Origin of the sequence: Streptomyces sp. DT190, assembly GCF_049846985.1 — a bacterium.
GTDB lineage: Bacteria > Actinomycetota > Actinomycetes > Streptomycetales > Streptomycetaceae > Streptomyces.
Map to the genome: position 1 here is coordinate 205004 of NZ_JBNCNM010000007.1, position 21333 is coordinate 226336.

21 protein-coding genes are annotated in these 21333 nt (G+C 74.3%); 6 read left to right on the top strand and 15 right to left on the bottom strand.

Features of this window, described 5'->3' with window-relative positions; genetic code table 11:
• Nucleotides 1-22: 22 nt before the first annotated feature.
• From ACPXCS_RS15555 to infC, 5 genes are all read right to left on the bottom strand, one after another.
• Nucleotides 23-1174: an ATP-binding protein gene (locus ACPXCS_RS15555; protein ID WP_425949799.1), complete on the bottom strand. Its 1152-nt coding sequence runs from the start codon at nucleotides 1172-1174 to the stop codon at nucleotides 23-25.
• 53 nt (nucleotides 1175-1227) lie between these two features.
• A complete protein-coding gene (locus ACPXCS_RS15560; RefSeq protein ID WP_425949800.1) occupies nucleotides 1228-2088 on the bottom strand; it encodes a TrmH family RNA methyltransferase in 861 nt (286 codons plus the stop codon).
• 88 nt (nucleotides 2089-2176) lie between these two features.
• Complete coding sequence (gene rplT, locus ACPXCS_RS15565) at nucleotides 2177-2560, bottom strand: 50S ribosomal protein L20 (RefSeq protein WP_003989074.1); 384 nt, start codon at nucleotides 2558-2560, stop codon at nucleotides 2177-2179.
• A 94-nt stretch (nucleotides 2561-2654) separates the two neighbouring features.
• The gene (gene rpmI / locus ACPXCS_RS15570; RefSeq protein ID WP_003977225.1) at nucleotides 2655-2849 is read right to left on the bottom strand and encodes a 50S ribosomal protein L35; all 195 of its coding nucleotides are present in this window, start codon (nucleotides 2847-2849) and stop codon (nucleotides 2655-2657) included.
• Between the two features lie 107 nt (nucleotides 2850-2956).
• Nucleotides 2957-3616 carry a translation initiation factor IF-3 gene (gene infC / locus ACPXCS_RS15575; protein ID WP_425949940.1) on the bottom strand — a complete coding sequence of 220 codons (660 nt, stop codon included), beginning with the start codon at nucleotides 3614-3616 and terminating at the stop codon, nucleotides 2957-2959.
• Nucleotides 3617-4011: 395 nt separating this feature from the next.
• On the opposite strand from infC, the gene ACPXCS_RS15580 reads away from it, so the two are divergent.
• On the top strand, nucleotides 4012-4377 hold the full coding sequence (locus ACPXCS_RS15580; protein WP_425949801.1) for a DUF1844 domain-containing protein: 366 nt from the start codon (nucleotides 4012-4014) through the stop codon (nucleotides 4375-4377).
• A 4-nt stretch (nucleotides 4378-4381) separates the two neighbouring features.
• Here ACPXCS_RS15580 and ACPXCS_RS15585 read toward each other — a convergent pair whose 3' ends face one another.
• The 3 genes from ACPXCS_RS15585 to ACPXCS_RS15595 form a co-directional block, all read right to left on the bottom strand.
• A complete protein-coding gene (locus tag ACPXCS_RS15585) occupies nucleotides 4382-5110 on the bottom strand; it encodes an SseB family protein (protein ID WP_425949803.1) in 729 nt (242 codons plus the stop codon).
• Nucleotides 5111-5184: 74 nt separating this feature from the next.
• Nucleotides 5185-6363: a type VII secretion-associated serine protease mycosin gene (mycP, locus tag ACPXCS_RS15590; RefSeq protein ID WP_425949805.1), complete on the bottom strand. Its 1179-nt coding sequence runs from the start codon at nucleotides 6361-6363 to the stop codon at nucleotides 5185-5187.
• The gene (locus tag ACPXCS_RS15595; RefSeq protein ID WP_425949807.1) at nucleotides 6360-7268 is read right to left on the bottom strand and encodes a hypothetical protein; all 909 of its coding nucleotides are present in this window, start codon (nucleotides 7266-7268) and stop codon (nucleotides 6360-6362) included. Before ACPXCS_RS15595 ends, mycP begins: the two co-directional genes overlap by 4 nt.
• Nucleotides 7269-8383: 1115 nt before the next feature.
• Here ACPXCS_RS15595 and ACPXCS_RS15600 point away from each other — a divergent pair.
• Nucleotides 8384-9586, top strand: a complete 1203-nt coding sequence (locus ACPXCS_RS15600) for an amino acid deaminase/aldolase (protein WP_425949809.1) — start codon at nucleotides 8384-8386, stop codon at nucleotides 9584-9586.
• A gap of 26 nt (nucleotides 9587-9612) precedes the next feature.
• Here ACPXCS_RS15600 and ACPXCS_RS15605 read toward each other — a convergent pair whose 3' ends face one another.
• From ACPXCS_RS15605 to ACPXCS_RS15620, 4 genes are read right to left on the bottom strand one after another with little or no spacing between them, the layout of a single operon-like run.
• On the bottom strand, nucleotides 9613-10521 hold the full coding sequence (locus ACPXCS_RS15605) for a DUF2510 domain-containing protein (RefSeq protein ID WP_425949942.1): 909 nt from the start codon (nucleotides 10519-10521) through the stop codon (nucleotides 9613-9615).
• A gap of 47 nt (nucleotides 10522-10568) precedes the next feature.
• On the bottom strand, nucleotides 10569-11354 hold the full coding sequence (locus ACPXCS_RS15610) for a 3-oxoacyl-ACP reductase (protein WP_425949810.1): 786 nt from the start codon (nucleotides 11352-11354) through the stop codon (nucleotides 10569-10571).
• Nucleotides 11351-12724, bottom strand: coding sequence for an aldehyde dehydrogenase family protein (locus ACPXCS_RS15615; protein ID WP_425949812.1), 1374 nt, complete (start codon nucleotides 12722-12724; stop codon nucleotides 11351-11353). Before ACPXCS_RS15615 ends, ACPXCS_RS15610 begins: the two co-directional genes overlap by 4 nt.
• 46 nt (nucleotides 12725-12770) lie before the next feature.
• Nucleotides 12771-14135, bottom strand: coding sequence for a glutamine synthetase family protein (locus tag ACPXCS_RS15620; protein ID WP_425949814.1), 1365 nt, complete (start codon nucleotides 14133-14135; stop codon nucleotides 12771-12773).
• Nucleotides 14136-14221: 86 nt separating this feature from the next.
• Here ACPXCS_RS15620 and ACPXCS_RS15625 point away from each other — a divergent pair, with 86 nt between their 5' ends.
• From ACPXCS_RS15625 to ACPXCS_RS15635, 3 genes are all read left to right on the top strand, one after another.
• Nucleotides 14222-14956, top strand: coding sequence for a FadR/GntR family transcriptional regulator (locus ACPXCS_RS15625; protein WP_425949816.1), 735 nt, complete (start codon nucleotides 14222-14224; stop codon nucleotides 14954-14956).
• Between the two features lie 149 nt (nucleotides 14957-15105).
• Nucleotides 15106-16551 (top strand): ethanolamine permease, encoded by a 1446-nt coding sequence (gene eat, locus ACPXCS_RS15630; RefSeq protein WP_425949818.1) that lies wholly within the window; start codon nucleotides 15106-15108, stop codon nucleotides 16549-16551.
• A 25-nt stretch (nucleotides 16552-16576) separates the two neighbouring features.
• On the top strand, nucleotides 16577-17260 hold the full coding sequence (locus tag ACPXCS_RS15635) for a gamma-glutamyl-gamma-aminobutyrate hydrolase family protein (protein WP_425949819.1): 684 nt from the start codon (nucleotides 16577-16579) through the stop codon (nucleotides 17258-17260).
• 667 nt (nucleotides 17261-17927) lie between these two features.
• On the opposite strand, the gene ACPXCS_RS15640 is transcribed toward ACPXCS_RS15635, so the two are convergent.
• The gene (locus ACPXCS_RS15640; protein WP_425949821.1) at nucleotides 17928-18857 is read right to left on the bottom strand and encodes a LysR family transcriptional regulator; all 930 of its coding nucleotides are present in this window, start codon (nucleotides 18855-18857) and stop codon (nucleotides 17928-17930) included.
• Nucleotides 18858-18927: 70 nt separating this feature from the next.
• On the opposite strand from ACPXCS_RS15640, the gene ACPXCS_RS15645 reads away from it, so the two are divergent.
• The gene (locus tag ACPXCS_RS15645; protein ID WP_425949823.1) at nucleotides 18928-20079 is read left to right on the top strand and encodes a TDT family transporter; all 1152 of its coding nucleotides are present in this window, start codon (nucleotides 18928-18930) and stop codon (nucleotides 20077-20079) included.
• Here the strand turns inward: ACPXCS_RS15645 and ACPXCS_RS15650 are convergent.
• Nucleotides 19991-20710, bottom strand: coding sequence for a helical backbone metal receptor (locus ACPXCS_RS15650; RefSeq protein ID WP_425949825.1), 720 nt, complete (start codon nucleotides 20708-20710; stop codon nucleotides 19991-19993). The two genes, ACPXCS_RS15645 and ACPXCS_RS15650, sit on opposite strands and share 89 nt — an antisense overlap.
• Nucleotides 20707-21279, bottom strand: a complete 573-nt coding sequence (locus ACPXCS_RS15655) for a helix-turn-helix domain-containing protein (protein WP_425949826.1) — start codon at nucleotides 21277-21279, stop codon at nucleotides 20707-20709. The genes ACPXCS_RS15650 and ACPXCS_RS15655 overlap by 4 nt, the downstream gene beginning before the upstream one ends.
• Between the last annotated feature and the right edge of the window lie 54 nt (nucleotides 21280-21333).

Sequence of the window (21333 nt, forward strand, 5' to 3'; positions counted from 1 at the left end):
TGGACGAATGCGCCCGTGGTCCTCAGGCGAGATACGCCGGGGCCGCCACGGGCAACGTAAATCGGAACTCGGCGCCCGCGCCGGGGGCGCGGCCGACGGTGATGGTGCCCCCGTGGGCCTCGACGATGCCCTTGACGATGTAGAGCCCGAGGCCCGTGCCGCCGCGCTTGCTGCCCCGCCAGAAGCGGGTGAAGACGCGATTCATGGACTCCTCCGGGATGCCGGGCCCCTCGTCGCTCACCGTGACCGACGTGGCTGCGTACTCGGCGGACTCGCCCTCGCGGGGGGACGCCGTGGCCGTGATGTCGATCGTGACAGTTCCCTCACCGTGCCGCACGGCATTTTCCAGCAGGTTGCTGAGCACCTGGTCGATCTTGTCGGGGTCGGCCCACAGGTCGGGCAGCGGCTGCTGGACGCGCAGCAGGAAGCGGTCGGCCGGCTGCCCGGCGGCGACGTAGGCCTGGATGTGGCGTCCGACGGCGGCGCCGATGTCGACGGGCTGGCGGCGCACCTCCAGCCGGCCCGAGTCGATGCGGGAGATGTCGAGCAGCTCGGCGATGAGCCGGGTGACCCGGTCGGCGTCGGCGTCGACGGTCTCCAGCATCAGCCGCTTCTGGTCGTCGGTGAACCGTTCCCACTTGGCCAGCAGCGTGGCGGTGAAGCCCTTCACGGAGGTGAGCGGGGAGCGCAGTTCGTGGGCGACGGTGGCGATCAGCTCGGCGTGGCTGCGCTCGGTGCGGCGGCGGGCCTCGGTGTCGCGCAGGGTGACGATCAGGCGCCGCACGGGGCCGGTGGGGTGGGTGCGGACGTAGCGCGCGGAAACCAGCACCTCGCGCCCGCCGGGCAGCAGGAGGTTGCGCTCGGGCTGCCCGACCCGGATGGCGAGACCGCCGTAGGGGTCGGTCAGCTGCCACCAGCGGCGCCCTTCGAGGTCCTCTAACGGCAGCGCCTTCTCCAGGTTCTGCCCGAGCGCGTCCCGGGCGCGGACGGCGGTGATGCGCTCGGCGGCGGCGTTGAAGCAGATGACCCGGCCCTGTTCGTCGCCGACGACGAGCCCGTCGGGCAGGTGGTCGGGGTCGATGCCGAGCCCGGCGAGATCACCGGACGGCCCGGACGCGGCGGTCGGGCTCCCGGCGTCCCGGGCTCCCGGTGCGCTGCTCGTGCCGACGCTCATCCCCGTACCCCACCTCTCAGGCTCCGCGGAGGGTCCCTGAGCTGGTCACCCTACTAGCTCCCGGTGACGGAGCGGCACCCTCCGGGGGCGCGCTGTGCACGCGCCGACGCATACAGACATACGGCCGCGGCGGTGGCGAGGTTCAGGCTCTCGGCCTTCCCGTGGATCGGGACGCGCACCACGGCGTCGGTGAGGGCGCGGGTCTCCTCCGGCAGGCCCCAGGCCTCGTTGCCGAAGACCCAGGCGGTGGGCCCGCCCATGGTGCCCTTGTCGAGCTCGTCGTCGAGGTCGCGGTCACCGGCCCCGTCGGCGGCCAGGACGCGGACACCGGCGGCGTGCAGCGCCTCGACGGCCCGTTCGACGGGGACGCCGACGGCGACGGGCAGGTGGAACAGCGAGCCGACCGAGGCGCGTACGGCCTTGGGGTTGTACACGTCGACGGAGGCGTCGGTCAGCACGACGGCCTCGGCGCCGGCGGCGTCGGCGCACCGCAGCACCGTGCCCGCGTTGCCGGGGTCGCGGACGTTGGCCAGGAGCGCGACCAGGCGCGGCCGGGCGGCGAGGACCTCGTCGAAGGGCGTGTCCAGGAACCGGCAGATCCCGACGAGCCCCTGCGGGGTGACGGTGGTGGAGATGTCGGCGATGACCTGCTCGGAGGCGAGGTGCACCCGCGCGCCGGCGTCCCGGGCGGCGCCCACGATGTCGGGGTACCGGTCGGCGGCCTCCGGAGTGGTGAACAGTTCCACGAGCGTGGCCGCGTCCCGCGCCCGGTGCCCGGCCGCCTCCCGCACCGCCTGCGGCCCCTCCGCGAGGAACAGCCGCTCCTTCCCCCGGAAGTTCCGCTTGGCCAGCCGCCGGGCGGCGGAGACGCGGGGCGAGCGGGGGGAGATGAGCTCGGGGGTGGCAGGGGACATCCTGTTCGCTTTCTCGGTAGCTGCACAGCAGGACCCGCAGGCCGTCCGGCCTGCGGGTCCTGTCAGTCACATCGGCTGGAAGCCGGCGTCAGGCCGCCTTGGGGGCGTTGACGTCGCTCGGCAGCGCCTTCTGGGCGACCTCGACGAGGGCGGCGAACGCACCGGCGTCGTTGACGGCCAGCTCGGCGAGGATCTTGCGGTCGACCTCGACGTTGGCGGCCTTCAGACCCTGAATGAAGCGGTTGTAGGTCATGCCGTTGGCGCGGGCAGCGGCGTTGATGCGCTGGATCCACAGCTGGCGGAAGTCACCCTTGCGCTTCTTGCGGTCGTTGTAGTTGTAGACCAGCGAGTGGGTGACCTGCTCCTTGGCCTTGCGGTACAGGCGCGAACGCTGACCGCGGTAGCCGGAGGCCTGCTCGAGGATCGCCCGGCGCTTCTTGTGGGCGTTGACTGCCCGCTTGACGCGTGCCACTTCTTAACTCCTTGTAGCGGGGCCGTGGTTGTCCTCACACGACCCGAAATCGATTGGGTCCCGGTCCTGACGTGCGGCGCTCACGCGCCGGGCGTCACTTGCCGAGAAGCTTCTTGATCTTCGCGGCGTCGCCCGGGGCCATCTCGGCGTTGCCGGTGAGGCGACGCGTCACACGGGACGACTTGTGCTCGAGCAGGTGGCGCTTGCCGGCGCGCTCGCGGAGCACCTTGCCGGAGCCGGTGATCTTGAAGCGCTTGCTGGCACCGCTGTGCGACTTGTTCTTCGGCATAGCGCCGTTCTCTCCTCGTCGGTGGCGCTCCGGTGCCCGGTCGTTAAACCGGGCACGGTGGAGCGTCGTCTTGTTTCGGTTGCTTCCTGGGACTGGCGTCCCGGGGGTCACGCCTCGGCGGGCTCCTCGGCGGGCTCCTCAGCCGGCGCCTCGGCGTCCGCGGCGTCCGCGGCGTTCTGCGACTTGCCGGGGTTGGCCTTCGCTTCCGCCTTGCGGGCTTCCTGCGCCTGGCGAGCCTCGGCCATCGCCTCGGTCTTCTTCTTGTGCGGACCGAGAACCATGATCATGTTCCGGCCGTCCTGCTTCGGGTTCGACTCGACGAAACCGAGGTCCTGGACGTCCTCCGCGAGACGCTGCAGCAGCCGGTAGCCCAGCTCGGGCCGGGACTGCTCGCGACCACGGAACATGATCGTGATCTTGACCTTGTCGCCCTGCTTGAGGAACCGAACGACGTGACCCTTCTTGGTGTCATAGTCGTGCGGGTCGATCTTCGGCCGGAGCTTCATCTCCTTGATGACCGTGTGCGCCTGGTTCTTGCGCGCCTCACGGGCCTTCATGGCCGACTCGTACTTGAACTTCCCGTAGTCCATGAGCTTGCACACGGGCGGACGGGCGTTCGCCGCGACCTCGACCAGGTCCAGGTCGTACTCCTGCGCAAGCTCCAGTGCCTTGGCCAGGGGGACGATGCCCACCTGCTCGCCACTGGGACCGACAAGTCGCACCTCGGGAACGCGAATCCGGTCGTTGATGCGGGGCTCGGCGCTGATGGATCCTCCTCGGTAGCACCACGCGACGGTCTGGCGGACGGCCGCGTAACGTCTCTGTTCGTTAGACCTAACCGCGCCGAAGCACAAAAAATGCCCCGGACGATTCCCAGGCGGGGCTCCTCGAACTACCGGAGCACCGCCGCGGGATCCGCGGGGCGCACTTTCGGACGGATCACCGCCGCTGGGACGGGACCGTCTGACCGGTGACCCGCCGCCCTGGGGGTGGTCGGGTGGGAGTTCGAAAGCCTCCACTTGTGGGCCGGGCGCGTGGGCTGTGAGGCATACGTGTCCGACCGGTCGTTACACGAGGTTACCAGCATTGGCCAGGAAGGGCTAATTCAGACGCCGCGGGCCCTGGTGCGGCACGTCCCTTTCCTGCGCCTATCGTGTGGGGCATGAGTGAGACCCCTGCTGAATCCTCGGCGAATCCCGACTTCGACGCCATGGCCCGTGACATCGCCGAGGTCCCGGCGGTCGAGGTGATCGTGACGGTCGCCGTCAACCTGATGAGCGCGGCCGCCGTGAAGCTCGGTCTGACCGAGGAGGGCGACCGGCACAAGGACCTCGACGAGGCCCGCAAGCTGGTGCACGCGCTGGCCGGTCTGCTGGACGCCTCCACGACCGAGATCAGCTCCTTCCACGCGGCCCCCCTGCGCGACGGCCTGAAGTCGCTCCAGCTGGCGTTCCGCGAGGCCTCACTCGTCCCGGACGAGCCGGGCCAGGGCCCGGGCGAGAAGTACACGGGCCCGGTCTACGGCTAGCAGTTCAGCGGACGAAGAGGGGCTCGCCCGGGGGCGTCGCCTCGGCCGGCAGCAGTGCCAGGTCGAGGCCGCGCACCAGGCGGGCCCTCAGTGTTTCGTCGGCGGCCAGGCGCTCGGCGACGGCCCGGGCGGCTTCGGCGGGGGCCGCCGCGGGATCGAGGACCAGGGCGAGCGTGCCGTCGGCCTGTCCCGGCCCGAGGTGGGCGCGCAGCACGGCGGGCTCGGCGGCGACGGCCTCGCGCACGGCGGCGACGACGGCCGGGTCGGCGAGCGGGTCGGTGGTGGCGCGGCCCTCCGCCAGGGCCAGCAGGGCGGGTCCGGTCAGCTCGAAGGGCACGGGCCCGGCCAGGTCGAGCACGACCGTGTCCGCCTTCTCGTGCGCGGCGGCCTGCAGGGCCTGGTGCAGCGGTACGGCGACGGGGCGGGCCTGCGGGTCCCAGCGGGCGAGGGAGTCCGTGGAGGTGAAGGCGGGCAGGGCGGTGCGGTGACCGGCCTTGAGGGTCGGTACGGCCATGTCGCTGGTCTTCTCGCGGCGCAGCCCCTTCTCGTCCTCCTCGACCTCGCCGAGCACGGCCACGACGGGGACGAGCAGCCGGGCGCCCTTGAGCGCCTCCAGCACGGGTCCGACGGCGGTGCGGTCCTCGGACCAGGCTGCCAGGGCCGCGCTCAGCCGGGGGTCGGCGGAGCCGTCGTCGTCGGAGAAGCCGGGGTCGGGGATGTTCTTGTTCGCCACGGTCGTCGACCCTATCGGCCGGGTGCGGCGCTGCGGGCAGCGGCTCGGAAGGCAGCGGTCCGGGAGGCAGCGGTTCAGAAGTCCTGATGGCCGCTGCGCCGGCCGCGCCACAGGACGACCGCCGCGACCAGCAGCACGCCGCCGGCGCCGCCCGCGAGGGGGGCGGCCCAGTCGGCGGCGCCGTCGCCGGAGGAGGCGGTGGCCGGGCCGCTGCCGAAGTACTTCTCGCCGTAGGACGCCGACTGCAGGCCCTCGGGCTTCAGGCGGGCGGCGGCCCTGATGGCGGCGGCCGGGTCGATGAAGCCGAAGCCGCGGGAGTCGTCGCGGCCGCCGACCGGGGCGTTGCGGGCCGTGTCCTCGAGGAGCGTCTTGATCTGGGCGGGGCTCAGCCCGGGGTGGGCGGCCTTGACCAGGGCGGCGGCGCCGGAGACGAAGGCCGCGGCGGCGCTGGTGCCCCAGCCCTCGTAGTACTTGCGGTCCGGGTCGGCGATGACGACGTCCACGCCGGGGGCGCTGACGGTGGCGTACCAGCGGCGGGTGGAGAAGGAGGCGCGGGTGCCGGCGCGGTCGACGGCCGTGGCGGCGATGACGCCGGGGTACGCGGCCGGGTAGGAGATGTGATCGCCCTTCTCGCCGCCGTTGCCCGCGGAGGCGACCACGACCACGCCCTTCTTCAGGGCGTACTGGATCGCCTGGTCCTCGGTCGGTTCGGGGTGCGCGGAGGCGGAGTCGTCGCCGAGGGAGAGGTTGATGACGTCGGCGCCGTGGTCGGCGGCCCAGCGGATGCCCTCGGCGAGGGCGTTGCCGCGGGTGCTGCGGGCCTTGGCGCGGGAAGGGTCGCCGTCCTCCAGGATCACGCGGACGGGGAGGATCTTCGCCTCGGGGGCGATGCCGAGGACGCCGTCGGCGTTGCCCGGGCCGTGTCCGTGGCCCGCGATGATGCCGGCCATGGCGGTGCCGTGCCGGGCCCAGGCGCGGTCGCCGGGTTCGGCGCCGAAGCGGACCAGGTCCTTGCCGGGCAGGACGTTGCCGGCCAGGTCGGGGTGGTCGGCCTCGACACCGGTGTCCAGGACCGCGACGGTGACGCCCGCGCCCTTGGTGGTCTGCCAGGCCTCCTGGGTGTGCATCGCCTCCAGGGCCCACTGCTGGGCGCGGATGCCGTCGGCGTGGGCGGGGGCGGCCGGGACCAGGGTGAGGCCGGCGGCGAGGAGGACGCCCAGGAGCCCGCCCGCGCGGGAGGTGACGGCTTTCACGACGGCTGCTCCGTGGCCGAGCGGACGTTCCTGCGCAGGTCGCGTTCGACGCGGTCGGCGAGGCCCTGCGCCTCGTGGCCGAGGCCGGCCTGGGCGGGGGCGGTGGTGGCGCCGGACTCCATGGCGTCCTCGGCGGGCTGCGGGTCGTCGACGGTGCGGCCGTCGGCCCAGCCGGAGACGGCCCAGACGACGACCGGGGCCTCGGTGAGCACCGACACGGTCCAGGAGGCGCGCTGCCCGGGCCCGAAGTCGGCGGCGGGGGTGTCCTTCGCGGCGTACGGCAGGGGCATCAGGTCGCTGCGGCGGTCCAGGCGCTCCTTGCGGAAACGGTTCGCGAGGGCGGTCATGCCCGGGGCGTCGGCCGAGGTGAAGAGCAGGCCGACGGTCGTCACGTGGCTCTCGGTGGCGTCGGTGTAGGTGGCGCGCAGGAGGCGTGCGCAGCCGACCGGGGCGAGGGCCTTGCGGAGCAGGGGGTCGAAGGCGTCCTTGCAGCCGCTGTCCGGGGCGACGGCTATCCGGGTCCAGACGCGGTCGGCTCCGCCGGGACCGGCGCCGCGGCCCTGCACGGTGCGGGGGAACAGCTCGTCGACCGGGACGCTGTGCCAGAGGCTGCCGGCGGCGCTGAAGGTACTGCGCGCGCCCTCCTCGCCGGAGTCCCCCACGAACCAGCTTCCGGTGACCGCGCCCGAGATCAGTCCCAGCCCGAGCACCAGGCAGACGGCGGCAGCGGCGGCCTGCGACGCCCGGCGCCGCCCGAGCGGCCGGGGCCGGGCGGCACTGTCGTACCCCTCGGGCTCCCCGAACGACACGACCGGGCGCGTGGCGCCCGGGGCTCCGCCGGGCCTGAGGGGGGCGCTCGCACTCCAGGAGAGAGCGGGGTCGGGCGAGACGGAGGTGCTGTCCATGACGGGCGGCGCGGAGGGCGCGGGCGGGAAGGCACCCTGAGCCGCCCGTTGACCGGGCATGGCACCGCGCGGCGGGGAGGTGGGGGCCGGGGGTGTACGTCGCTCGGCGGGGGCGGTGCCGCGGGGCGGGGCCGTGGGGGCGGCGCTGCGCGGAGGGCCCGCGGGGGCGGCGCTGCGCGGCGGGGCGGTGGGGCCGGTGCCACGGGGCGAGGCCGTGGGAGCGGGGGGTGTACGTCGCTCGGTGGGGCCGGTGCCACGGGGCGGGGCCGTGGGAGCGGGGGGTGTGCGTCGCTCGGTGGGGCCGGTGCCGCGGGGCGAGACCGTGGGGGTGGCGGGTGCCGGTCGCTCGGAAGCACCGGACCCACCGACCTCGGCGGACCGCTGAGCCACGCCTTCCGCCCGCGGCGAAGTACCCGTGCGGCCGCTCTCGGCAGCGCCCTGCGCTCCGTGGCCCGCCTGCGGCGAACCCCCGGTGGGCGTCTCCGTACCGTCCCGTGCCGTGAGGCGGAAGGGGCGGGTGGGGGTCTCAGGGGTGGGTTCGGGCGGGGTGGAGCGTGGGCGTCCGGGGCGCGGGGCGGTGTGGCGGTCGCCCGCCGTGCGGGGCGGTGTGTCCGGGAAGCGGGACGAGGCATGCGGCGGGGGCGGAGCCCCCGGTTCGTCGCGGCGGGACGTCGGCGCGCCGAAGGCCGGGAACGGAGGCCGGCCGGAGCCGCCGTCCGCGAGGGTACCGGCGCCCTCCTGGGCGTCTCCCGCGGTGGAGGTGCCCTCGTCCTGGGGGGCCGGGGACCGCGGCGGGGCCGGGGGATGTGCGGGGCGGGGAGGGAAGGAGGCGCGTCGCGCTTCCGTGCTCATGCACCCCCCGTTTCCTCGGCCCGGGCCGCTACGCGCGCGGGCCGGTGCGTTCTGCCCGAGGCCCGGCACCGACTCGTCCGGGCACACATACCCGTACGGACGGAGTGTCATCCCGGCACGGCTCCGCGGCCGGCGTCGTCCGCCGTACGTGCGCGTCACTCTACGGCTTGTCCCCGGGCGAACGGGAACCAGTCCGCAAGGCCGGGGCATCTGCCCGGAACGTCCCCCTACCCTGCGGTAATCGGGTCTGGCAGGCTGCGTTCATGACTGCGCGCGCCGCCGACCGGGCCCGTTACGACCGGGCCACCGCCCATCTCGACGCCCCTCTCGCGATCGTGGACCTGGACGCCTTCGACGCCAACGCCGACGATCTGGTCCGCCGCGCCGGGGGCAAGCCCGTGCGGGTCGCCAGCAAGTCCGTGCGCTGCCGGGCGCTGCTGGAACGCGTCCTGGCCCGGGACGGCTTCGCGGGGATCATGTCGTTCACGCTCGCCGAGTCCCTGTGGCTGGCCCGCTCCGGGTTCGAGGACGTGCTGCTCGCCTATCCGTCCGCCGACCGCGCCGCGTACGCCGAGCTGGCCGGTGACCCCAAGCTCGCCGCGGCCGTGACGGTCATGGTCGACGACGTCGCGCAGCTGGATCTCATCGACGCCTCCCGCGGCGGCGGCCGTGAAGTGGTGCGGGTGTGCCTGGAGTTGGACACCTCGCTCAGGCTCCTGGGCGGGCGCGTGCGGATCGGGGCGCGGCGGTCGCCGCTGCACTCCCCCGCCGAAGTCGCCGACGTGGCCCGCGCGGTGGCCCGGCGGCCCGGTTTCGAACTCGTGGGGATCATGGCGTACGAGGGTCATGTCGCCGGGGTCGGGGACGCCGTCGCGGGGCGGCCGCTGCGCTCGCGTGCCGTCCGGCTGATGCAGGCCGCCGCCAGGCGCGAACTGGCCGAGCGGCGCGCGGAGGTGGTGCGTGCGGTGCGGGCCGTGGTGCCGGCGCTGGAGTTCGTCAACGGCGGGGGCACCGGCTCGGTGCAGCACACGGCCGCCGAGGACGCCGTCACCGAGATCGCCGCCGGGTCGGGGCTGTACGTGCCGCGGCTGTTCGACAACTACACCTCGTTCCGCGGCAGGCCGGCCGCCCTCTTCGCGCAGCCCGTGGTGCGACGGCCGGGGGTCGGGGTCGTGACGGTGCTCGGGGGCGGCTACCCCGCGTCGGGGGCCGCCGGGCCCGACCGTTCGCCCGTGCCGTATCTGCCCGAGGGGCTGCGCTACGACCCGCAGGAGGGGGCCGGTGAGGTGCAGACGCCGCTGCTCGGCTCGCCCGCCGACGACCTGCTGATCGGCGACAAGGTGTGGTTCCGGCACGCGAAGGCCGGTGAACTGTGCGAGCGGTTCGACACGCTGCATCTCGTCGAGGGCGACGCGGTGACGGCGTCCGTGCCCACCTACCGCGGCGAGGGCCACACGTTCCTGTAGGACCCCGGTCGCCGGCCCGCCGGGCGTCAGCCCGTCGGGCCGATGCTGCTGCCCACGCCGCCGCCGGTGTCCGCGTCGCCGACCGGGCGGATGCCCTTGGTGATGCGGTCCATGTCGGTGAGCGGCGGCCCGTCCGCGCCCGCGTCGAAGACGAACCGGACCAGGACCGGCGACTCGGTGCCGACGCTGGAGGGGAACACGAGCGACTGGACGTAGCCGCCGGGGCCCTCGGCCGTGTGCACCCGCCAGCGCACGAAGTACCCGGCGCGGCCCGCCACCGCGACCGGCCCGGACTTCACGAGCTCGTGGGACTCCATGCCCCCGTAGGGCTGCCGGCCGATCGCGTCACGGTCGAAGGCGTCTTCGGCCGCGTCGGGGATGTCCGCCTTGGCGAGGGCCTCGGGTGAGGTCTCGTCGTTCGCGGTCACGGTGCGGGAGATGACCAGGCCGTGGCGGCAGACGGCGCCGTCGCCGGGGCAGTCGTACGTGCCGTCCGTCGTCATGACGACGTCGTCCTGGGCGACGTGGCGGGGGCGGACCCAGCCGTCGAGGAGCGGGAAGGTGACCCCGTTGAGCTGGTCCTCGACGACCGAGGGGTCCTCCGGGGACGGCTCGGCGGTGGACTCCCCGGGCGCCGGATCCGGCGACTCGGGCGGGGTGGAGGTGGCGGACGTCGGGGCCGTCCTGGTCTCCGCCCCGCCGTCGTCGCCGTTGCCCAGGACCGCGGCTCCGGTGACGATCGCCGCGACCAGCACGGCCCCCGCCGCGACGAGGGCGACGGTCTTCGCCCGCCCGGTGCCGCCGCCCGGGGGCGAGGGCACCGGGACGGTGGGGGCCTCGGGCGTGCGGCGGTGCTCGGTCCAGGCCGTGCCGTCCCACCAGCGCTGCAGGTGCGGGGCGTGGGGGTCCGGATACCAGCCGGGTGGGGGCGTCATGCTCATCCCGGCACTGTAGGCCGGGACCCGGGCCGCGCGGACACGGCTTACAGGGGTGTGACGTACGCCCCCGAGATCCCGCCGTCGACGAGGAAGTCGGTGGCGTTCACGAAGGAGGAGTCGTCGCTGGCGAGGAAGGCCACGGCGGCGGCGATCTCCTCGGCCTCGGCGAACCGGCCCAGCGGGATGTGCACCAGGCGGCGCGCGGCCCGCTCCGGGTCCTTGGCGAACAGTTCCTGGAGGAGGGGCGTGTTGACCGGGCCGGGGCACAGGGCGTTGACCCGGATGCCCTCGCGGGCGAACTGCACGCCCAGTTCCCGGGACATGGCGAGGACGCCGCCCTTGGAGGCGGTGTAGGAGATCTGGGAGGTGGCCGCGCCCATCCTGGCCACGAAGGAGGCCGTGTTGATGATGGAGCCCCTGCCCTGGCGCCGCATGTAGGGGATGGCGGCCTTGCAGCACAGGTAGACGGAGGTGAGGTTGACCTCCTGGACGCGCTTCCAGGCCTCCAGGCCGGTCTCCAGGATGGAGTCGTCGTCGGGCGGGGAGATGCCGGCGTTGTTGAAGGCGATGTCGACGCTGCCGTAGGTGTCGTGGGCGGTCCTGAAGAGGGCCTCGACCTCGTCGGGGTCGGTGACGTCGACCTTCACGAAGGTGCCGCCGGTCTCCTCGGCGGCGGCCTTGCCGCGGGTCTCGTCGACGTCGGCGCAGACGACGTGCGCGCCCTCGGAGGCCAGGCGGCGGGCGGCGGCGAGTCCGATGCCGCTGCCGGCTCCGGTGACGACGGCGGTACGGCCGACCAGACGGCGGCAGATGCTTTCCTGGGCAGTCACTGTGCGGGGCCCTCCGTGCTGATGAAGACGTTCTTGGTTTCGGTGAAGGCGGCCAGGGCGTCGGGGCCGAGTTCGCGGCCGACGCCGGACTGCTTGTAGCCGCCGAACGGGGTCCAGTAGCGGACGCTGGAGTGGGAGTTGACGGACAGGTTGCCGGCGCGGACGGCCCGGGAGACGCGCAGGGCTCGGCCGATGTCCCGGGTCCAGATGGAGCCGGAGAGGCCGTAGGGGGTGTCGTTGGCGAGGCGGATCGCGTCCTCCTCGTCGGTGAAGGGCAGCAGGACGGCCACGGGGCCGAAGATCTCCTCCCGGGCGGCGGGCGAGTCGGGCCGCTCCCCGGTGAGGACGGTCGGCGGGAACCAGAAGCCGGGCCCTTCGGGGGCGCTGCCGCGCAGGGCCGGGGCGTCATCGGGCACGTAGCCGCGGACGCGGTCGAGCTGCTGCCGGGAGATCAGCGGGCCCATCTGCGTCTTCTCGTCGGCCGGGTCGCCCACCACCACGGCGGACAGGGCGTCGGCGAGCAGGTCGCGGACCTCGTCGTACACGGACTCCTGGACCAGGACGCGGGTCCGGGCGCAGCAGTCCTGGCCGGAGTTGTCGAGGAAGGAGAAGGGGTCGACGGCGGTCTTCAGGTCGGCGTCGGCGAAGACGACGTTGGGGCTCTTGCCGCCGAGTTCGAGGGTGACCGGCTTGACCTGCTCGGCGGCGGCAGCGGCGACGCGCGTGCCGGTACGGGTGGAGCCGGTGAAGACGATCTTGGCGACGCCGGGATGCCGCACCAGGGCGTCGCCGGTGATGTCGCCGCGTCCGGGCAGGACCTGGAAGAGGTGCTCGGGGAGACCGGCCTCCAGGGCGAGTTCGGCCAGGCGCAGGGCGGTGAGCGGGGTGGTCTCGGCGGGCTTGAGGAGGACGGCGTTGCCGGCCGCGAGGGCGGGGGCGGTGCCCCAGGCGGCGATCGGCATCGGGAAGTTCCAGGGGGCGATCACGCCGACCACGCCGAGCGGTTCGAGGATGGTGACGTCGAGACCGCCGGGCACGGGGATCTGGCGGCCGGTGAGCCGCTCCACTCCCCCGGCCGCGTAGTCCAGCAGGTCGCGGACGTTGCCGGCCTCCCAGCGGGCGTTGCCGATCAGGTGGCCGGCCTCGCGGACCTCCAGACGGGCCAGCTCCTCCAGGTGCTCGTCGACGGTGGTGGCGAAGCGGCGCAGCAGCCGGGCGCGGTCGCCGGGCGCGAGGGCGGCCCAGGTGCGCTGTGCCCGGGCGGCGCGGGCGACGGCCGTGTCGACGTCGGCCGGGCTCGCGCCGGCGACGGCGGCGACGACCTCCTCGGTGGCGGGGTTCAGTACGTCCAGCAGGTGCTCGGAAGACACCACCGAGGACTCTGAGGACTTTGCGGACTCTGAAGACAACGGGGCCTCACAGACGTTCGAAGGAGCGGCGCAGCTCCCAGTCGGTCACCACGGCGTCGAACGCGTCCAGTTCGACGCGCGCCATGTTGCGGTAGTGCGCGACGACCTCGTCCCCGAAGGCCGCCTGGGCGATGGCGCTGTGCTCCCAGAGCTCGGCGGCCTCGCGCAGGGTGGTGGGGACGTGGGCGAAGCCGGCGGTGTAGGCGTTGCCGGCGCACGGCTCGGGCAGTTCCAGTTTCTGCTCGATGCCGTGCAGCCCGGCCGCGATCAGTCCGGCGACGGCGAGGTAGGGGTTGACGTCGCCGCCGGGCAGGCGGTTCTCGAAGCGCATCGAGCGGCCGTGGCCGACCACGCGCAGCGCGCAGGTGCGGTTGTCGCGGCCCCAGGCGACGGCGGTCGGGGCGAAGGAGCCGGGCTGGAACCGCTTGTAGGAGTTGATGTTGGGGGCGTAGAGCAGACAGAACTCGCGCAGGGCGGCGAGCTGGCCGGCGAGGAAGTGCCGCATGACGTCCGACATGCCGCCCTCACCGTCCCCGGCCATGGCGTTGGTGCCGTCGGCGTCGGCGAGCGAGAGGTGGATGTGGCAGGAGTTGCCCTCGCGCTCGTTGTACTTGGCCATGAAGGTGATCGACATGCCGTCCTGGGCGGCGATCTCCTTGGCGCCGGTCTTGTACACGGCGTGCTGGTCGCAGGTGACCAGGGCGTCGTCGTAGCGGAAGGCGATCTCGTGCTGGCCGGGGTTGCACTCGCCCTTGGCGGACTCGACGGTGAGGCCGGCGCCGGCCATCTCGTTGCGGATGCGGCGCAGCAGGGGCTCGATGCGGCCGGTGCCGAGGACGGAGTAGTCGATGTTGTACTGGTTGGCCGGGGTCAGGCCGCGGTAGTTCGCGTCCCAGGCCTGTTCGTAGGTGTCCCTGAAGACGATGAACTCCAGCTCGGTGCCGACCTGGGCGGTGTAGCCGAGCTCGGCCAGGCGCTCCAGCTGGCGGCGCAGGATCTGGCGGGGGGCGGCGACGACCGGGGAGCCGTCCTCCCAGGCGAGGTCGGCCAGCACCATGGCCGTGCCCTCGTTCCAGGGCACCCGGCGCAGGGTGGCCAGGTCCGGACGCATGGCGAAGTCGCCGTAGCCGCGGTCCCAGGAGGACATCGCGTAGCCGTCGACGGTGTTCATCTCGGTGTCGACGGCGAGCAGGTAGTTGCAGCCCTCGGTGCCGTGGTGGAGGACTTCGTCGAGGAAGAAGCGTGCGGCGAACCGCTTGCCCTGGAGCCGCCCTTGCATGTCGGGGAAGGCCAGGACGACAGTGTCGATCTCACCGCCGGCGACGAGGGCGTGCAGTTCCTCGACGCTCAGCGGGGGTGTGCGGTCTGCCACGGGAGAGCCTCCTTCGGCTTCTTTCGGCGAGCCGGGAGCCATAAGGTATTGCGGAGAACCATTGCTTGGGAAGGGGGTACGGCCACATGCCGGAGGAATCGGCCGGCGGGGTGCGGGACCGGCTGACGCCGGTACTGCGGCCGGTGCGCGCGGGCAACGGCTTCGAGGAGGCCCTGGAGCAGATCCTCCAGGTCCTGCGGCTGGGCCTGGTGGCGGGGGGCGAGCGGCTGCCGGCAGAGCGGGAGCTGGCGGAGCGGCTCGGCGTCAGCCGGGTGACGCTGCGCGAGGTGCTGAAGGTGCTCCAGGACCAGGGGCTGGTGGAGTCCCGGCGCGGGCGCTACGGGGGCACGTTCGTGCTGCCGCGCGCCGACGCCGCCGGCGAGGACGAGCTGCGGCGCCGGATCGCCGAGGTCGACATAGAGGACGTGCTGCGGTTCCGGGAGGTGCTGGAGGTGGGCGCGGCCGGGCTGTGCGCGGCGCACGGCCTGACGGGGGACCAGGAGGCACGGCTGCGCGCGGCGCTGGCGGGCACGCACGACGCGCCGCTGAGCGACTACCGGCGCCGGGACACGCTGCTGCACCTCACCCTCGCCGAGCTGTCCGGCTCCCCCACGCTGACCGCCCAGTACGCGGCGGTGCGCGCGAGCGTGAACGACCTGCTCGACTGCATCCCGCTGCTGGTGCGCAACCTGGAGCACTCCCAGCGGCAGCACACGGCCCTGGTGGAGGCCGTGATCGAGGGCGACGCCGACCAGGCGCGGGAGATCATGCGCGAGCACTGCGGGGGCACGGCGGCTCTGCTGCGCGGGTTCCTGGGCTGAGCCGGGCCGCGGCCGGGCGCTGTGAGGATTTACGGGCGATTAACGCACGGGTCTTGCCTTCCCTCGGTCGGCACCGCAAAGGTATGGCCTCATTCCATTGAGTCGTAGCGCGCTCGGCCCCGTGACCGCCGCCCGTCGGGAGTCTGCCCATGTCCGAGGAACCCACCACCACCTCCGTCGCCCCCCAGGGCGACGACTATCTGGAGCGCAGAGCGCTCCGCCGCGGCAGCGCCGGCTGGGTGCTGCTGACCGGTCTCGGTGTCGCCTACGTCGTCTCCGGTGACTACTCGGGCTGGAACTTCGGCCTCGCCGAGGGCGGCTTCGGGGGCCTGGCCATCGCCATGGTGCTGATGGGTGCCATGTACGCCTGCATGGTCTTCGCCCTCGCCGAGCTGTCCTCGATCCTGCCCACGGCGGGCGGCGGCTACGGTTTCGCCCGCCGCGCGCTGGGCCCCTGGGGCGGCTTCCTGACCGGTACGGCGATCCTCATCGAGTACGTCCTCGCGCCCGCCGCGATCGTCATCTTCATCGGCGACTACGTCGAGTCGCTCGGCCTGTTCGGCCTGGAGTCGGGCTGGCCGCTGTACCTGGTGTGCTTCGCGATCTTCCTCGGCATCCACCTCTGGGGCGTGGGCGAGGCGCTGCGCTTCAGCTTCGTGGTCACCGGCATCGCGGTGGCCGCCCTGGTCGTGTTCGCGCTGGCGGCACTTCCGGACTTCTCCTTCGGCACGCTGGACGACATCCCGGTGGACGCCTCGGCCGCCGGGTCGAACTCCTGGCTGCCGTTCGGGCTGCTCGGCATCTGGGCGGCGTTCCCGTTCGGCATGTGGTTCTTCCTGGGCGTCGAGGGGGTGCCGCTGGCCGCCGAGGAGACCCGGGACCCGGCCCGCACGCTGCCGAAGGCGATCCGCTGGTCGATGGGCATCCTGGTGGTGCTCGCGGTGGTGACGTTCTTCGCGGCGGCCGGGGCGCGCGGGTCGGCGGCCGTCCAGGAGGCGGGCAACCCGCTGGTCGAGGCGCTCCAGCCGGACGGCGAGGCGACGACCCTGAGCCGGATCGTGAACTACGCGGGCCTGGCAGGCCTGGTGGCCTCCTTCTTCTCCCTCATCTACGCCGGCTCGCGCCAGCTGTTCGCCCTCTCCCGGGCCGGTTACCTGCCCCGCTTCCTGTCCCTGACCAGCCGCCGCAAGGCCCCCTACCTGGGCCTGCTGGTGCCCGGCACGATCGGCTTCCTGCTGGCGGCGGTGTCCGGCAACGGCGCCCGCATGCTGAACATCGCCGTGTTCGGCGCGACCATCTCCTACGCGCTGATGTCCCTGTCGCACATCGTGCTGCGCCGCCGGGAGCCGGAGCTCCCCCGGCCGTACCGCACGCCGGGCGGGGTGCTGACCTCCTCGGTCGCGCTGGTCCTGGCCTGCGCGGCGCTGGTGGCGACGTTCCTGGTGGATGTGACGGCCGCGTTCATCGCGCTGGTGGTGTACGCCGTGGCCGTCGCGTACTTCGGCCTGTACAGCCGCAAGCGGCTGGTGGCGAAGGCGCCGGAGGAGGAGTTCGCGGCCCTGGCCGCGGCCGAGGCAGAGTTGGCACGGGACTGAGGCGTCGAGCGAGGAGGAGTCCGCAGTGGCCAGGCCGTTGATCGGGGTCAGCACCTATCTGGAGTCCGGGGCGCGCTGGGGCGTGTGGGAGCTGGAGGCGGCGCTGCTGCCGGTCGGCTACCCCCGGCTGGTGCAGCGGGCGGGCGGCCTGGCCGCGATGCTGCCGCCGGACGACCCGGAGCGGGCCGCGGAGGCCGTGGCCCGGCTGGACGGGCTGGTCATCGCGGGCGGGCCGGACGTGGAGCCGGTGCGCTACGGCGCCGAGCGCGAACCGCGGACGGGTCCTCCGGCGCCGGAGCGTGACGCGTGGGAGCTGGCGCTGGTCGACGCGGCCCTGGCGGCGGACGTACCGCTGCTGGGGATCTGCCGGGGCATGCAGCTGCTGAACGTCGCGCTGGGCGGCACGCTCGTGCAGCACCTCGACGGGCACGCGGAGGTCGTGGGCGTGTTCGGCGGGCACCCCGTCAAGCCGGTGCCGGGCACGCTGTACGCCGGGATCGTGCCCGAGGAGACGTCGGTGCCGACCTACCACCACCAGGCCGTCGACCGGCTCGGCGGGGGCCTGGTCCCGTCGGCGTACGCGGCGGACGGCACCGTGGAGGCGGTGGAGCTTCCCGGTCCGGGCTGGGTCCTCGGGGTGCAGTGGCACCCGGAGATGGGCGACGACGTGCGGGTGATGCGGGCGCTGGTGGAGGCGGCGGCGCGGTGACCCGCGGCGGCGACGCCGGGCCGCCCTGCGGCGAGCGTACGATCGGCGGACGCCGGGCCTCGCGACGCCCGCCACCCGCACCGGAGCCCCGCCAGCCGCGGCTCGGCGACAGCACATCAGGGCCGAGCCCGCCGCACGCTGCCCCGAGGCCCGCACCCGCTAGCCCCGCGTCAGCGACAGCAGATCCCGGGCCGAGCCCGCCGGACGCTGCCCCGAGGCCCGCGCCCCGCCAGCCCCCGGGTCAGCGACAGCACATCCCGGGCCGGGCCCGTGAGGGAGCCGGTGCCCCGACGCCCGCACGCCACCAGGCCGCCAGCCCTGGCTCAGCGACGACACATCCCAGCCCGAGCCCGCCGCACGCTGCCCCGAGGCCCGCACCCCGCCAGCCCCCGGGTCAGCGACAGCACATCCCGGGCCGGGCCCGTGAGGGAGCCGGTGCCCCGACGCCCGCACGCCACCAGGCCGCCAGCCCTGGCTCAGCGACGACATATCCCAGCCCGAGCCCGCCGCACGCTGCCCCGAGGCCCGCACCCCGCCAGCCCCGGGTCAACGACAGCACACCCCGGGCCCGACCCGTGGAGGGCCGACGCCCCGGCGCCCGCACCCCACCAGGCCGCCAGCCCTGGCTCAGCGACGACACATCCCAGCCCGAGCCCGCCGCACGCCGCTAGCCCCGCGTCAGCGACAGCAGATCCCGGGCCGGGCCCGTGGGGCGGTGCCCCGTCGGCCACACCGCGCGCAGGTCCCGGGCCAGGGCCACCCCGTCCACCGGCACCCGCACCAGCCGCCGCATCGCCAGTTCCTCCCCCACCGCCAGTTCGCTCAGCACCGCCGGTCCCGCCCCGCCGACCGCCGCCGCCTTCACCGCGGTCGTCGAGGACAGCTCGATGAGCGGACGGGCCAGCCCGCCCAGCGCCGCGTCCAGCACCTGGCGCGTCCCGGATCCCTTCTCCCGCAGGATCAGCGGCGTGGAGGCCAGCTCGGCGGCCGCCACCGGCCGTCCGCGGCGGCCCCACGGGTGCCCCGGTGCCGTGACCACTATCAGCCGGTCGTGGGCGATGACCACCGAGTCCAGCCCGGTCGGCACCGTCAGCCCTTCCACGAAGCCCAGGTCCGCCTCGCCCGACAGCAGCCGCTCGGCGACCACCGTGGAGTTGCCCGCGTGCAGGGACACCGCCGTGTCGGGCCGCTGCGCCCGCAGCGCGAGCAGCCATCCCGGCAGCAGGTACTCCGCGATCGTCATGCTCGCCGCCACCCTCAGCCGCGAGTCACGCCGGTCGCGCAGCGCCTGCGCCCCCGCGTCGAACGCCTCCGCCGCCTCCACGATCCGCCGCGCCCAGTCCGTCACCAGCGCACCGGCGTCCGTGAGCCGCGACCCGCGGGGCGAGCGGTCGACCAGGGCCACGCCGAGCTGCCGTTCCATCGACCGGATCCGGCTGCTGGCCGCGGGCTGGGTGATGCCGAGCTCCCGTGCCGCCCCGCCGAGGCTGCCGATCCGCGCCACCGCCAGCAGCAGCTCCAGGGCCCCGAGGTCCGGCACCCGGTGCGCCAGGAACCCGGCGGCCGACGGGCCGGTCTGCTCCTCCGTGTTGCTCATAAAGCCAGCTTATGTCGCCATAGAGGCGGACTCCCTGGTGGTGCGCCCCGCCCGGCCCGACCGTGGAGTCATGGTCACCGCAGCCCCGCCCGTCGCGTACCCGCTGTCCGTCCGGCATCTCGGGCCCAACTGGTACGCCACCGTGATGGGCACGGCCGTCGTGGCCACCGCAGGGGCCGCTCTCCCCCCGTCCGTCCCCGCGCCGCGCGGCGTGCTCGCGGGCGTGTGGGCCCTGTCTCTCCTCCTGCTGCTGACCCTGCTCGCCGCCCGTTCGGCCCACTGGGCCCGCCACCGCGACCAGGCCCGCGCCCACCTGCTCGACCCGGCGACGGCCCCCTTCTACGGCTGTCTCGCCATGGCCCTGCTGGCCGTCGGCGGCGGTGCCCTGGCCGTCGGCCGGGACCTGATCGGCCTGCGGGCGGCGGTGCTGCTCGACGCCGTGCTGTTCACCGCCGGTACGGCGCTGGGACTGGCGGCCGCGGTGGCGGTGCCGTACCTGATGGCCGTCCGCCACCGGGTCGGGCCGGGGCAGGCCACGCCGGTGTGGCTGCTGCCGCTGGTCGCGCCCATGGTGTCGGCCGCCGTGGGACCCCAGCTGGTGCCCCACCTGCCGGCCGGCCAGGCCCGGGAGACGCTGCTGCTCGGCTGCCTCGCGCTGTTCGGGCTGAGCCTGCTCGCCACCCTGCTCATGCTGCCCCTGGTCTTCGCCCGGCTGCTCACCGGCGGGCCGCTGCCCCTGGCCCTCACCCCGACGCTGTTCCTGGTGCTGGGCCCGCTCGGCCAGTCCACGACCGCCGTCGGCGCCTTCGCCGACGTCGCCCCCGGGGTGGTACCGGAGCCCTGCGCCCAGGGTTTCGCCGCCCTCGCCGTGCTGTACGGCGTGCCCGTCATGGGGTTCGCGCTGCTGTGGTTCTGCCTGGCCGGTGTGCATGTGTGGCGGGCCCGGCGGCGGGGGATGCGGTTCGCGATGACCTGGTGGTCGTTCACCTTCCCGGTGGGCACCTGCGTCACGGGCGCCGAGGCGCTGGGGCGGCACACCGGGCTGGTGGCCTACGCGGGGCCCGCCGTCGTGCTGTACGGGCTGCTGGTCGCCGCCTGGGGCACGGCCGTCGCGGGCACCGTGCGCGGGCTGCTCAGGGGCGAGCTGCTCGCAGGGCCCGGCCCAGGACCCGGGGCGCCTCGGCCAGCGACGGCCCGTACCACGTCAGGTGCCGTCCGCTGACGAGCGCGCACGGCAGGCCGGGGAAGGCCTCGGGGCCGTCGTCGGCCGTGAAGCGGTAGGGCTCGTCGGGGAGGACCACCAGGTCCGGCGCCGCCGCGCGCAGCTCCGCCGGCGACAGGCGGGGGTAGCGCTCGGGGTGCGCCGCGTGCAGGTGGTCGACGCCGAGGCGGGCCAGGACGTCGCCGGCGAAGGTGTCGCGGCCCAGGACCATCCACGGGCGGCGCCAGACCGGCACGAGTGCCGTGCGGCGGATCTCCGGCGGCGGCAGGGCCGACCAGGTCTCCTCGGCCTCGTCCAGCCAGCGGGGCCGGGCCGTGACCCCGCAGGCCCGCAGGACCCGGTCCAGTTCGCGGAAGGCCTGCGGCACGTCGCGGACCTCCGTCACCAGGACCTCCACGCCCGCATCGCGCAGGGCCGCCAGGTCGGGCTCGCGGTTCTCCTCCTCGTTGGCGATCACCAGGTCGGGCGCGAGGGAGACGATCCGGCCGGTCGCGGGGTTCTTGGTGCCGCCGACCCGGACGACGTCGAGGTCCGGCGGATGGGTGCACCAGTCGGTGACGCCGGCCAGGACCCCGGGCGCGGACCGGGCGACGGCCTCGGTCAGTGAGGGGACCAGCGAGACGACCCTCACCGGCGTGGCCGGTCCCGGACCGCCTCGATGTGCTCCGCCACGGCGACGACGATCACGCGCGTGTCCGACTCGGCCGCCCGCCAGCGGTGCCGCACCCCACCGGTGAGGTACAGCGTGTCGCCGCGGCCGAGCCGGTAGGCGCGGCCCTCCGCCTCGACCTCGACGGCACCGTCCGCGACGTACATCAACTGGTCGTTGCGGTACTGGAATTCCCGGCCCGCGTCATGGTCGCCGGTGAACTCGGAGGCGTGCATCTGGTGGTGGCCGCGCACCAGCGACCGGGTCCGCGGCCGGTGGGACGGCGGCTCGGCGCCGTCGGCGCGGACGACGTCCACGCTGCAGGCCGGGTCGGCGGCGGCGAGCAGTTCGACGGCGGTGGTGCGCAGGGCGTCGGCGACCTTCTCCAGGGAACTGGTGCTGGGCCGCGCCCGGTCGTTCTCGACCTGGCTCAGGAACGGGACCGACAGGCCACTGCGCTCGGCCACGACGGCGAGCGTGAGCTCCAGCGCGCGGCGCCGCCGGCGCACGGCCGCGCCCACCCGCAGGGGCTGCTCTTTGTGGTCGCCCATCGCTCCGGCTCCCTCCTTCGCCCGTCGATCCGCGTCCCGTGCGCCGATGGCCCG